Raw genomic sequence first — 14,190 nt, forward strand, 5'->3', positions numbered from 1 at the left:
AGTTTTTTCAACCAGCAGGCAAAACAGGAATTCTTCTATTCGAAGATGCTTATGCTTGTTCTATGCTGGTGCAACGCTGGATTCTTTCAAATGCCAACGTTGGTGAATTACTGCAATAATTATATTTTTTATAACCATTATTATACAAATATAACACAGTAGAGACTATAACGACTTTACTACATAGAAGTTGGCCTCTTTCTGCAAGACAGTACTAGACCGAAAAGGCCCTTTTCTATTCAGACTGGCAGACAATCTCATTAAGCAAATACCCCTGCTTACCAACGTTTTATAAAAATGATTTTTTTGAAACAGGTTGTTGCTGAGTGCCTTTATGCTATTCTCAAGCAAGCTTGTTCGTGCAGCACAAGCGCATCAGGCATTTATACTGATTGGCAAGGGTAGCTTACTCCGTTGCCAGCCGCACTACCGTCGCCAGCACGGCATCTACGGCGAGGGCCAACCGGCGCAAATCCAGTCGGTCGACCGTATCGGCGGCTTCGTGGTACTGTTTGTTGCGGTAAAAGGCCGTGTCCGTCAGTAGCACGGCGAGGTAGTCGAAATGCCAATAGTTGAGGTGGTCGGAGAAGTCAATGCCCGGCAGCCAGGCGGGGGCTTTGAACCGCTTGACGGGTAGGGCGGCGGTTTTCTTGTACAGGCGGGCAAACCGCCGGCCAAAGCGGCCGTTACCAAATTTCTGCGCCACTGTTACGTAGTTGCCGCGGCTGCCATAGAGCCAGCGCAAAGGCTTGAAAGGGTAGTCCTGCGAGTTTTTGCGGTCATCATAATAGCCCAGCATTTCCAGCGCTATCATACCACGCACTGGCACACCAGCCTCGTGCAGGCTGCGAGCATGCACATAGCTACCCATTTGCGGCGTCCGAAAAAACGGCGGTTCTTCTAATGTATAGGCCACCAGATCGACCCGGCACGTGAGTGGCTGGTGGCCAAGCAAGCGGGCCAGCTCCAATAGCGCAGCCACACCTGTCCCGTTGTCGTCGGCACCGGGCTGCTCGCCGCACACATCGTAGTGGGCACCAATAACGAGTCGTGGCCCATCAACTGGCCCAAAGCTGCTCAGAATATTCTGGTACATGCGGCCTTGCACCTGGTAGGACTGTTCTGTAGGGTGTGCCCCAGCGGCGGCCAGTTCCGCTTTGATATAATCGGCGGCTTGGTTCAGGCTGGCTTCGTGAAGGTAGTTGCGGGGTTGCGGCGTGGTAGTCAGGGCTACGAGGTGGCGGCGCAACTGCGCTGTATCGGCAGCGGGTAGCTGTGCTGCCATACCGTTTGTGCAGAACAGTGTACTAACTAACAATGCGCCAACGAATAGCAAGCGAATAGGGCAGTGAAACATATCCGACAAGCTAAGGAGCCGTTGTGGTTTCTACAACTCTACGCTCAGCCCTACCCTACTCACACTGCATGTGAAACCCTAGGGGAAAACGAGAAGCTGAATACACGAGCAAGGCGCACGCTACAACAACCGGCGCAGTGGTAGCCTTGCCTGCAACCTCCGGCACACTCCAGGGTCTGCTTCAGCACCACCAGCAGAATATTTCGTCGGCCTCTTTTGCCAGTTAGTAGATATTCCTGGGCGAACCGCAGAGTTCCAGCAGAGTACAGGCCAAAGGCTTAAACCCGCCCCATCTACCTTCGTCCAATAAGCCGCTACCTACTCTATATGCAACGACTTTTTCTCTTCGTTATCTTATTGCTGCTCAGCGGCTCCGCCTTGGCCCAGACCACCTTGCCAGTAACCGGCCGGGTAGAGGATGCCACCGACAAATCGCCGCTGATTGGGGCCAACGTGGTGCTGATTCAGGTGCCCGACTCGGTGCGGCGTGGTGCGGCCGTGGATACCGAGGGCAACTTCAGCATAGCCGATGTGCCTGCCGGGCGCTACATTTTGGCCGTGTCGTTTCTGGGCTATCAGACCATCCGGCGGCAGGTGCAGCTTACGCAAACAAACCGGACGCTGGGCACGCTACCCTTACAGGCCAGTGGAATTACGCTGAAGGGCGTGGAAGTGGTAGGCAAAACGCCCGCCGCCGTGCAGAAGGGCGATACGGCCCAGTACAATGCCAACGCCTTCAAGACCAACCCCGACGCCGACGCCCGCGACCTAGTGACCAAAATGCCCGGCATTACGGTGCAAGATGGCAAGGTGAATGCGCAAGGCGAGCAGGTGCAGAAGATTTTGGTGGACGGCAAGGAGTTTTTCGGCACCGACCCCGACGCGGCCATGAAAAATATTCCGGCTGAGATTATTGATAAGGTTGAAGTGTTTGACCGCCAGAGTGAGCAGTCGCAGTTTTCTGGCTTCAACGACGGCAACACGCAGAAAACCATCAACATCGTAACCAAGCCGCAGTACCGCAAGGGGCAGTTTGGACGCCTAGTGCTGGGGGCCGGACCGGAGCGCTACCAGGCCAGCGTGAGCGTGAACAGCTTCAATGGCGACCAGCGCATTTCGCTGGTGGCGCAGTCCAACAACATCAACATGCAAAACTTTGCCTCGGCCGATCTGGTAGGAGCCGGCGGTGGCGGGCGCGGCGGCCGCGGCGGTGGTGGCGGGGGAAATTTTCTGGTGCCGCAAGGCGGGGGCATCTCCACGACTAATGCGGTGGGCCTCAACTACTCCGACCAATGGGGCAAGAAAACGCAGGTGACGGGCAGCTACTTTTTCAATCAGACTAATAACCGCATTACTAGCAGCACCGACCGCCAGTACGCTACCCAAAACCAACGCTACCTCGAAAACTCTTTCGTCAACAGTCGCAACATCAACCACCGCGCAAACCTGCGCCTGGAGCACAAGATCGACTCGGCCAATTCCATTCTGTTTATTCCGCGCCTGTCGTTTCAGCAGAACACCGGCAATAGTACGCTGGACGGCCAGACCCTGGTAGGCGACGTGCCGCGGGGCGTGGTATCGACGGACTACCGCTCGCGCCTCACCGGCATCAACTCATCCAACCAACTGCTGTATCGCCACCGCTTTGCCAAGGCCGGTCGCACGATTTCGCTGGACCTCAACGCCAACTATAACAGCAAGGACGGCAACAGCAACCTCTACTCCCTCTCGGATACGACGGTGCTGGACCAGTATGCTACCCTCAACCAGCAAGGCTGGGAGCTGAACTCGGGCGTATCATACACGGAGCCGCTGAGCAAAAAGGACCTGTTGCAGTTCAACTACAACGTGGCCTACACGCCCAACGACTCGGACAAGAAAACCTACGATTTCTCGGAGACCGACAATGCTTACTCCGACATCAATGCAGGCCTGAGCAACGTTTTCACCAATACCTATCTCACGCAGGGGGTAGGCGCCAGCTACCGCCACCAGACTGAAACGCTGCAAGCCTCGGCGGGCGTAACGGCCCAGAAGGCCGACCTCGACAGCGACCAGAAGTTTCCGGCCGGGCCGGGCATCAACCGCACGTTCTATAATATTCTGCCCAACGCGCAGGTGCGGTATCGCTTCTCGCGGGAGAAAAACCTACGCCTGAACTACAACGGCCGCACGTCGGCGCCTGGCATTGGGCAGCTACAGGAGGTAGTAAACAACGCCAATCCGCTCCAGCTGACCACCGGTAACCCCAACCTGCGCCAGCAATACCAGCACGTATTGGCGCTACGCTACTCAGCCTCGAAGCCCGAAAAATCGACCTCCTTTTTTGCTGGCGTATTTGGCACCATTACCGACGATTACATTACCAACAGCACCTTCGTAACGCCCCGCGACACGGTATTGACCATCAACGGTGGCGAGGTAGCCCTACCCTTGGGCGGGCAGCTCACGCGCCCCGTGAACCTGGGTCAGCAATTTTCGGTGCGGGCGTTCAGCAATTATGGTTTGCCGCTGAACTTCATCAAAACCAACCTGAACCTCAACGGCTCGGTGGGCTACTCGCGCACGCCTGGCATCAACAACGGGGTGTTGAACTACTCAAAGTCGCCGAACGTGGGACTGGGCATCACGCTGAGCAGCAATATCAGCACCACGCTCGATTTCACGGTTTCGACGGATGGCCGGTTGACGTATGCGCGCAACACCACCAACGTGCGCCTCAACACCAACTATTATGTGCAAAATAGCTCGGTGCGCCTGAGCTGGACGTTTGGGCCGGGCATCAACCTGCAAACCAATGTGACGCATCAGTACAACCAGGGGTTGTCGGCGGCCAGCCAGCAGTATTTGCTCTGGAATGCCAGCATCGGCAAGCGCATCCTACCCGGCCAGCGCGGCGAGATTAAGCTGTATGCCTTTGATATTCTGAAGCAAAACCAGAGCATTCAAAACAACATCACGGTGGCCTACAACGAGCGGGTGGTAACCAACAACCTGCAACAGTATTTCATGCTGATGTTTACCTACAACCTGCGCCGCGGCAACGTGAACATGCCTACTGAGGGCGGCCGCGAGGGTAGAGGTGATTTCCGCGGAGGTGGTCGTCCGTCGGGTGGCGGTAGTCGTCCTGCTGGTGGTCGGCCGCCCGGCGGTGGAGGCAGGCCATCGAACTAATAGCTGCGTGAAAAACGGTGGTCTGTATGACCACCGTTTTTTTTCGGGCCTGCTTGCTTCGATACAGGCACTACCATTGTCTGCATCCAACCCGGATTTTTTCGCCTATTTTGGGGTTGGATGGGCCGCCACCAGTCCGGCGCGCCCCTGTAGTAGCCCATGAAACGACTTTTTGCTTTGTTGCTGTGTCTGTTGCCCTTGCTGGTGGCGGCACAGTCGGGTAGCCCTTCGGTGCCCGCTACCCTACCTTTTGCCAACCTTACCCTGCGCCTCAGCAACGGCGGCCAGCGCGCCGTGCAGCAGAAAGTAGATGCGTTGCGCAGCCACCCCGCCTCGTTTCAAGCCCGCGTGCTGCTGGCCGATGCGTATTTTCCCATCATCGACCGGGTATTTCAGGAGGAAGGCGTGCCGCTGGATTTTCGCTACCTGGCGTTGCAGGAAAGCGGCTTGCAGGGCGATGCGCAGAGCATCCACGACGCGGTGGGCTACTGGCAGTTCAAGCGCGAAGCAGCCACGGACTTCGGCCTGTTGATGAACGACCAGGTAGACGAGCGCAAGCACATTGTCACGGCCTCGCACGCGGCAGCCAAGTACTTCAAACGCAGCCACAACGCTTTTCACAACTGGCTGGATGTGCTGCTGAGCTACAACCTAGGCATTGGAGGCACCAAGCCCTACACCCTACCCACCGACGCCGCGGCCACCGAGATGGAGGTGACTGAACGCTCGCACCCCTACATCATCACGTTTCTGGCGCATAAAATAGTCTTTGAGCAGGCCGTGGGGCTGAATGGCAACCCCGCGCTGGCGTTGCAGGAGTTTCCGGCTGTTGCGGGTCAGCCGCTGGCTGCTATGGCCGCCAGCTTTCAGACTACGCCCGAGGAACTAGCCAAGCACAACCGCTGGCTGCTAGCCTCGGCCGTGCCGTCGGACAAAGTGTATACCGTGCTGGTGCCCATCACCGACCCTACCCAGCTGGCTACCCTGGCCGCCCAGCAGCCGGTGGCCTCCACGGCCCCCCTTTCGGCCCAGCCTACCCCCGACCCGCGCCACCCCGGCTTTGTGCTCATCAACGGGCTGCGGGCTCTCATTGCCCTACCCAGCGAAACCAAGGAGACCCTGGCTCAGCGTGCCGATATGAAGCTGCGCCGCTTCATGCGTTATAATGACCTCTATGCGTTTGATAACGTGGTGGCTGGCCAGCCCTACTTCGTGCAGAAAAAGCGCGATAAAGCGGCCGTGGAGTACCACGTAGCGCAGCCCAACGAGAGCATCACCACCATTTCGCAGCAATACGGCATACGGGTGCGTTCTATTCTGAGCAAAAACCGCATGGCCCGCAACGAGGAGTTGCGCCCTGGCCGGGTGCTGTGGCTCCAGCACACCCGCCCCCGCGACGTGCCCGTGGAGTACAAAACGGTACAGAACGAAGCGGCGCTGGCAGCTTTTGCTCGCCCAACGCGCGCTACCCTGGCCGCACCTGGTCCAGCCCCTGTGCCGTCTACCAAAACGTTCCCACCTTCTACCCAGCCCGCCGCTCCGGCCCCAGCACCAGCACCCGTAGTTGCATCTGCTCCCGCCGACACGGCTGCTATGCTGAACGACGAAGTTGCTACCACTGGCGTAGCAGATACCGCGGCCATGCCCGCCGCAGCCAGCCCAGCCCTAGCAACTCCGGCAGCCCCGCGTAACGTATACCGGCCGGCTCCTACCCGCCCTGCCACTCCAGCGCCGGCAGCCAGCAACTCCCCTACCCCTACCCCTGCTACGGCAACAGCTACTGAGGAGGCTCCCGCTGCGCCGGGCGCTGCCCCCTACCCCGTGATGGCAGCGCCCGTCACGCCCGCTGCCATTCCGCCGAACGGCCTACACACGGTACGCACCAAGGAAACGCTCTACGGTATTGCCCGCCTCTACCACATCAGCCCCCGCGACCTAGAAGCCTGGAACGGCCTACCCCTAAACCCATCTCTAAAAATCGGCCAGCAGCTTCGCGTGACGCCTCCGGAAGAAGCTGCTTCGCTTCAGCCTACGGCCACGCCCGCAACAAAGCCGCAGGCTACACCTATTGCCCCTGCTACCCCCGCCAAAGCCCAGCCCGCTGCCCCTACTACGGTGCAGCACACGGTGCAGGCCGGCGAGTCGATGTATGGCATCTCGCGCAAGTACGGTGTCACCATCAAGCAAATTATGGAGTGGAACAACAAGCCTGATTTCAACGTGCGCCCCGGTGAGGTGCTGACCGTCACGCCAGCGAAGTAAGTTGTTGATTGGCAGCAAAAAAGCCGCTGTCATCCTGAGCACAGCGAAGGACCTTCTCACATAGAAACAAGTCGTTGTTACGACTGTCGTTCAGATGTAAGAAGGTCCTTCGCTGTGCTCAGGATGACAGCGGCTTTTTTGCTACTAGCTAACTAACAACTCAACCCCTACTCAGTAGCTATAGCTATGCCAACACTGGCTCCGGCACGCGGGCAATGCGCTGTGTCCTTGCTTTAAGCAGATCAATAATTTCTACATCTGACTCGAAGCGGCCATCCAGGTTCACAAAGTTGCGGGCCAGCAAGTCGTAGCGGCGCGTCATGAGGTAGGCGAAGATGTGCAGGAAGTGAATGCCATCGAACACCACCGACTCCTGGCGGGCGTACTCAGCCACGTTTTTGCGGAAGTGGTTGGGGTGCTCGGTCCAGTGTAGGGCGGGCTTGAGGTGGTGGCTGATGTGGTAGCCATCGTTCCAACACTTATGGTTGTACTTGGTATTAATGCACGTTACACTATTGGTGTAGCAGTTGCCGGGGTCGTTGCTGTCAATAAAGGCGTGCTGGCTCCAGTTGCCCAGCATCATCACGATGCGCGCAACAATCAACGGCAGAATCAGCACAACAAACGTAGCTGGCAGGTTCACGAAGGCCAGCACCACGCAGGCCAGAATGAAGGCTAGCTCCCCCTTGAAAGCCCGCCATTTAAACTTGGTTTTGCCAGTGCGCGACAGATAGCCAAACAGCTTCGGGAAGCCCAGGAGTAAGAAGTCGGCAAGGTAGTGCCCAAAGCTCAGCCACGAGTCGCGCTGGTAATACATGGTGGAGCTTTCGTCGTCGGGCAGGTTATTTTCGGGGTGGTGCATGCCCATGTGGTGGGTGTAATACGTTTCGGGCGTTTGTCCAAACAGTGGCCCAATCACCCACGGTATGTACTGATTCATCCACCCATACTTCTTCTTGAACAAGATTCGGTGGCTGGTACAATGCAGCATCAGCCCAAACGGACCTTTAAAATAGAAAGTGGATAGCCCTAGATATACAACCAGCACCGACCACCATGCCCACCCCGGCAACGGCAGGAATAAGGCCACGGCCATAGGCAGCAGCGTCGCCGAGATTTCCAGTAAGAGGTAGAGAAACGGCAGGTCACGCTTGTCCTGGCAGAAGCGCAGCAAGAACGTATCGAGACGGGTAGGCGCAACGGGCTCGGTATACACCGGGTCGGTGAGGGCGGTAAGGACTTTCATGAGGGTAGGGTTGCTGCCTGCAGAAAGACGCAACCGTTAGGAGACGGAGAGAAGAATGCGCTGCATATCGAGAAAAATCCGGCAGGACCCGAAAAACAAAACATTATGTATGCTAAGGTAAACGCTTTTAAACTCAACGGGTTCAGCTTGCTCTTTTCGAACCGTGGAATAGAGTGATGGTATCGGCATCCTTCACCCTAGCTTTCCGTGAATTTCACGGTTTAGTTTGCCAACGACTTCCGGCAATAGTACAGTAGCATGTAATACGCCTGCATGTGGTGTCTTATACAAAACCTCTTACCGCACAACCTTTCCTGTCCGCTGATTCGTGGGTAACTTTACTATCCGCTTCGCGCCCTAACGGCGCGGCGCCCGTTGCTCATGCCCGTATTCTCGCACTTACACTGCCACACCCAATATTCCCTTCTCGACGGCCAAGCCAGCATCTCGGCCCTGATGAAAAAGGCCCAGGCCGACGGCATGCCCGCCGTAGCCCTCACCGACCACGGCAACATGTTCGGGGCCTTCAACTTTGTGGCCGAGGCGAATAAATACAACGTGAAGCCTATTGTGGGCTGCGAGTTTTATTTGGTAGAAGACCGCCACAAAAAGGCATTCAGCCGCGAGAAAGGCGAGCGGGATATTCGCCGCCACCAGTTGCTGCTGGCTAAGGACCAGGCCGGCTACCACAACCTGGCTAAGCTGTGCTCCATGAGCTACATCGAGGGTGTGTACTCCAAGTTTCCGCGCATCGATAAGGAGCTGCTGCTGCAATACCACGAGGGCCTAATTGCTACTTCCTGCTGCATTGGCGCGGAGTTGCCGCAGGCTATTCTCTGGAAATCGGAGGCAGAAGCGGAAGAGATGCTGAAGTGGTGGCTGGATGTATTCGGCGAGGACTATTACATCGAAATCCAGCGCCACGGCCTGATGAACATCGACAACACCGGCAAAAGCCAGGAAGATGTGAACCAGGTGCTGCTGCGTCTCGCGCACAAATACAATGTCAAGGTCATCTGTACCAACGATTCGCACTACGTGGAGCAGAACGACTTTGCGCCCCACGACCTCCTACTCTGCGTGAACACCGGCGAGGAACACAGCATTCCGGTCGGCGACTTCGAGACGAACTACTTCCGCTTGATTTCGGGCGACAACAAGGTGATTTACGACCACCTCGACACCATCCGTCCGATGGCGGCAAGCGACGATTCGGTGCGGCGCCAGCTCATGCGCATCGACGAGGAGCGGCAGATGCCCCGGCCGCGCGCGCGCTTCGGTTTCCCTAACGACCAGTTCTACTTCAAAAGCCAGGAGGAGATGAACCGGCTGTTTGCCGACGTGCCGGAAAGCGTAGACAACACCAACGAAATCGTGGACAAAATCACGCCGCCCAAGTTGCAGCGCGATATTCTCCTGCCCAACTTCCCCCTACCCCCCGAGCACCCTACGGCCGACGCGTTCCTACGTCACCTTACCTACAAAGGTGCGTTTGAGGGCAACCGCCCCCGCTACTCGGAACGCACGCCCGAAATCGAGGAACGCCTGGATTACGAGCTGCGCATCATCGAAACGATGGGCTTTGCGGGCTACTTCTTGATTACCCAGGACTTTATCAACCACGGCCGGAGCATTGGCGTGGCGGTAGGTCCGGGCCGGGGCTCGGCGGCGGGCTCGGCGGTGGCCTACTGCATCGGCATCACCAATATCGACCCGATTAAGTATTCCCTGCTGTTCGAGCGTTTCCTGAACCCCGAGCGCGTGTCAATGCCCGATATCGATATTGACTTCGACGACGTGAACCGTCAGAAGGTCATCGATTATGTGGTGAATAAGTACGGCAAAACGCAGGTGGCCCAGATTATCACCTTCGGTACCATGGCCGCCAAATCGTCTATCAAAGACGTGGCGCGGGCCATGGAGCTGCCCCTACCCCAGACCAACGACCTCACCAAGATGGTGCCCGAGCAGGTAGGCACTACCCTGGCCAAAGCCTTTGCCGAGGTGCAGGAACTGGACATGATTCGCCGCGACGAAGCGCCGGATAACTTAAAAGGCCAGATTCTGCGCCTCGCCGAGCGTCTAGAAGGCTCGGTGCGCAACACCGGCATTCACGCCGCCGGCGTCATCATCGCCCCCGACGACATCACGAAGTACATTCCGGTCTCTACCTCCAAGGACTCGGACCTGCTCGTGACGCAGTTCGACGGCAAGGTGATTGAGAGTGCCGGCATGCTGAAGATGGACTTTCTGGGCCTCAAAACCCTGACCATCATCGAGGATGCCATGCGCCTGATTGAGCAGAACCACGGCGTCAAAATCGACATCGACGATATTCCGATTGACGATGTAAAAACCTACGAGCTGTACCAGCGCGGCGACACTATCGGCACGTTCCAGTTTGAATCGGAAGGCATGCGCATGTACCTCAAAGACTTGCGCCCGACCAACATCGAGGACTTGATTGCGATGAACGCCCTGTACCGGCCCGGTCCCATGCAGTTCATCCCGAACTTCATCAACCGCAAGCACGGCAAGGAGCCGGTGGAGTACCCGCACGAGCTGTTGGAACCCATCCTGAACTACTCCCAGGGCATTATGGTGTACCAGGAGCAGATTATGCAGACGGCGCAGATTCTGGCCGGCTACTCGCTCGGCGGTGCCGACTTGCTGCGCCGTGCCATGGGTAAGAAGGACATGAAGAAGATGGCCATGGAGCGCGAGAAGTTCTGTGAGGGCGCCAAAAAGCTGCACGGCATTGTGGCGAAAAAAGCCAACGAGGTGTTCGACGTGATGGAGAAGTTTGCGGCCTACGGCTTTAACCGCTCCCACTCCGCTGCCTACTCGGTGGTGGCCTACCAGACCGGCTACCTCAAGGCCCACTACCCTGCCGAGTACATGGCTGCGGTGCTCACCAACAACATGGGCGACATCAAGAAGGTGACGTTCTTCATTGAGGAAGCCCGCAAGCAGGGCGTAGCCGTACTTGGTCCCGACGTGAACGAATCCATCATGAAGTTCAACGTGAACGAGAAGGGCCAGATTCGCTTCGGGATGGCCGCCGTGAAGGGCGCGGGCGAAGCCGCCGTGGAGGAAATCGTGCAGGAGCGCAAGCGCAAGGGCAAATACACCGACATTTTCGACTTCGCGAAGCGCGTGAACCTGCGCGCCGTGAACAAGAAGACATTTGAAAGTCTGGCCTTGTCGGGCGCGTTCGACTCGTTTGAACGCTACCACCGCCGCCAGTTCGTGGAGGCGCCCTCGGGTGACCAAAACCTCATCGACAAGGCCGTGAAGCTGGGCCAGCAGCACCAAGCCGATCAGGATTCGGCCCAGCAGAGCCTGTTTGGCGGCGGCGCGTTTGGGGCTGTAGCCATGCCCCTACCCAAGGTAGCCGACATGGAGAAGTGGCCCGCCACCGAGCAGCTCCGCCGCGAGAAAGATGTGGTAGGTTTCTACCTATCGGGCCACCCGCTCGATAATTACAAGATGGAAATCGACTCGTACTGCACCACCTCGCTCGACAAAATCGAGAACCATAAGAACAAAGACATCAACGTGGCGGGGCTGATTACGAACGTGGCCTACCGCACCACCCGCAACGGCCAGCCGTTTGCGGCCTTCACGCTGGAAGACTACGACTCGTCGCTGCAATTGGCGCTGTTTCGGGATGAGTACACGCGCTTTACGCACGTTATCAATCCGCGCAACTACCCTAACGAGCAGGTACCACCGATGTATATTCGGGCCAAAGTATCGTTGCGCTACGGCTCGGAGGACCAGTGGGAGCTAAAAATCCTGAATATGGAGCCTCTCAGCGAAGTAGCCGAAAAGCTCAGCAAAGGCGTGCGCGTGCGCCTGGACCTGCGCACCGTGTCTGGCCCCATGATCGATAAGCTGGAAGCCGCCATTGAGGCCGCGCCCGGCCGCAAACGCCTGGAAATTCAGTTTGCCGAGCCGCACGAGCACTTGGCGGTAGACATGTTCTCGCGACGCTTTCAGATCGAGCCGAAAGCGTTTATCACCAAAATGAGAGAGTTGGAACTGGAAGTTTGTCAGCTGATCTAAGAAAGTAGGGCCTGTCTTGGAGTAATTATTGCCCGCGCCGCTTCTATCGCATAGAAGTCTACTTACATGATGCGCACAGGCCCTACCCTGCGGCTCCCACTTTACGGGATACTTACATTATTATTAGCATTGCTAACGATGCTACCGGCTCGCAGCCAAGTCTATTATTTAGATTTGGGCAAACAAACAGTGACCCTTCCCAACCGCTCCGTGCACGTGGAGCAGGTAGTAGATGGCCGACCAGGGCGGCCAGGTATTGGGCTTGTGTACAGAGGCTTAGGCAATAAGCCGGCGGCGGTACTCTTCCGGAATGGCCTGGAGCAAGAGCTAACGGATTTTCTGCGTCGTCAGCTTCCTGCCCGTCCTACCGATCAGGCCCTTACGCTGTGCATTCGGCAACTACGGGTAGGCGAACAGCTTAATGGGTTGACGGAAGACGCCAGCGCGGCGCTGGCAGCCGATGTGTACCTGCACGCAGCCGATGGCTATCATTTGGTGCAGAGTGTAGGGGCCAGTACCTCAGGGCGAGCGCTCGAAACCACGGCCTTGCACGCCGGGCACGTGGCTTCCCTCCTACAACAATGCCTGGAGCAGCTTACCCCACCCTGGCCGCCTACTGCCCAAGGCCCGGCCCGCACGCTGACCCAACTCACTGCCGATGAGGCACCTATAGCAACCTCGCTCGGGCGTTCCTCCACGGCTGGCCCTACGGCGGCTATCCTGCGCGAGTCGCCACGGCGCGGGGTGTACCGAAACTTCACGCAGTTCCTCACCAATCGGCCCGATTCCAGCGTGACCGTACTCACGGACACCGTAGCTGTGCGACTGTATGGCCACCCGGCCAAGTACTTATGGTCAGGCATTACGCGCGTACGACCAGTACTGGTAGATGGCCAAGGAGTACGCACCCATCCCAAAGATTTATGGGGTTTCTCAGATGGCTACCAAGCGTACGTGCAACAAGGGGGCTCGTATTTCCCGCTGACCCGTCAGCACGATTTTTTCACGTTTGTAGGCGAAGCACCGCTTGATGTCAATTTCATGAAAGCCAAATCTAAAACTCAGGCAAGTGTTATGATAACAGGTGGTGTCCGAGTAGTGCCTGTTCCAGACCATACGGGCGAGCCCACAGCTTATGCGCTTGACATGCGCACCAGCCAGCTGGCGCCCTACCCCGACCCGCTAGGCCGTAAGCCGGCCCAGCCCGATACCGCCTACGTGTACCTATACCGCCGGCCCGACGCGGCTCATCCCGAAGCTATTCCCGTATTCGTGGATAATCAGGAAATTGCCCGTTTGAGTCCTGGGCAGTATGTGGAGTTGGCGTGGCCCTATTATGCCCGTATTCTTGCCCTACGCACGGGGTCACAGACTGTACGCACCACGGGTTATCTTTTGGTGCCGGATGCAGCGCGCCCCACCTACTTGCTCCTCACGCCACCTGCCGCTACTACAGCCGCTCCTGTCTGGCAAACCGTTACAAACGCACAGGGCGAGGCAGATCTTACTTCCATCGATTTGAGTGGTACCAACTAGTTTTTATCGCTGATTTGGTCGAGCTGGTTTTCTGTAATAAACCACGTAGGAGCTACCACAGCCAAATAGCGCGCAGGTCTGAACTTTCCTACGGTTCGCTTGTTAAACTCCCAATCTGCTACCTTGCAGGCCCAAGGCTCGTAAGAAGCACTTTAACCTTGTATCATCAACCTCCTACTGTCATGGGACACAAAGCAATCGAGATTACCGATTCTAACTTCGACGAAATCATCAACTCCGATAAGCCGGTACTGGTCGACTTTTGGGCTGAGTGGTGCGGCCCTTGCCGCATGGTAGGCCCCGTAGTAGAAGAACTGGCCGGCGAATATGAAGGCAAAGTAGTGGTAGGCAAAGTCGACGTAGACTCTAACCCACAGACTTCGGCCAAATTCGGCATCCGCAGCATTCCTACACTGCTCGTTTTCAAAAACGGTCAGATTGTAGACAAGCAAGTAGGTGCTGTACCGAAGCACGTACTGGCTCAGAAACTGGATGCGCAGGTAACGGTTGCCTAAGGCACTCTACCTTCATTCAAGCAAAAAGCCCC

The 14,190-nt window shown here is 57.2% G+C and carries 7 protein-coding genes; 5 read left to right on the forward strand and 2 right to left on the reverse strand.

Annotation, left to right across the window (positions count from 1 at the left end):
- Positions 1-406: 406 nt before the first annotated feature.
- Positions 407-1,285: a M28 family peptidase gene (locus F1C16_RS13495; RefSeq protein WP_258048909.1), complete on the reverse strand. Its 879-nt coding sequence runs from the start codon at positions 1,283-1,285 to the stop codon at positions 407-409.
- 399 nt (positions 1,286-1,684) lie between these two features.
- Between F1C16_RS13495 and F1C16_RS13500 the strand changes: the two genes are divergently transcribed.
- A complete protein-coding gene (locus tag F1C16_RS13500) occupies positions 1,685-4,531 on the forward strand; it encodes a TonB-dependent receptor (RefSeq protein WP_185281162.1) in 2,847 nt (948 codons plus the stop codon).
- A 159-nt stretch (positions 4,532-4,690) separates the two neighbouring features.
- Positions 4,691-6,793: a LysM peptidoglycan-binding domain-containing protein gene (locus F1C16_RS13505; protein ID WP_185281163.1), complete on the forward strand. Its 2,103-nt coding sequence runs from the start codon at positions 4,691-4,693 to the stop codon at positions 6,791-6,793.
- A gap of 184 nt (positions 6,794-6,977) precedes the next feature.
- On the opposite strand, the gene F1C16_RS13510 is transcribed toward F1C16_RS13505, so the two are convergent.
- On the reverse strand, positions 6,978-8,039 hold the full coding sequence (locus F1C16_RS13510) for a fatty acid desaturase (RefSeq protein ID WP_185281164.1): 1,062 nt from the start codon (positions 8,037-8,039) through the stop codon (positions 6,978-6,980).
- A gap of 381 nt (positions 8,040-8,420) precedes the next feature.
- Here F1C16_RS13510 and dnaE point away from each other — a divergent pair, with 381 nt between their 5' ends.
- The 3 genes from dnaE (at position 8,421) to trxA (ending at position 14,158) form a co-directional block, all read left to right on the forward strand.
- Positions 8,421-12,107, forward strand: coding sequence for a DNA polymerase III subunit alpha (gene dnaE, locus F1C16_RS13515; RefSeq protein WP_185281165.1), 3,687 nt, complete (start codon positions 8,421-8,423; stop codon positions 12,105-12,107).
- Between the two features lie 174 nt (positions 12,108-12,281).
- Positions 12,282-13,643, forward strand: coding sequence for a hypothetical protein (locus F1C16_RS13520; protein WP_185281166.1), 1,362 nt, complete (start codon positions 12,282-12,284; stop codon positions 13,641-13,643).
- A gap of 182 nt (positions 13,644-13,825) precedes the next feature.
- Complete coding sequence (gene trxA / locus F1C16_RS13525) at positions 13,826-14,158, forward strand: thioredoxin (RefSeq protein ID WP_185281167.1); 333 nt, start codon at positions 13,826-13,828, stop codon at positions 14,156-14,158.
- Positions 14,159-14,190: the final 32 nt, after the last annotated feature.

This window comes from Hymenobacter sp. NBH84, from assembly GCF_014217645.1.
GTDB classification, from domain to species: domain Bacteria; phylum Bacteroidota; class Bacteroidia; order Cytophagales; family Hymenobacteraceae; genus Hymenobacter; species Hymenobacter profundi.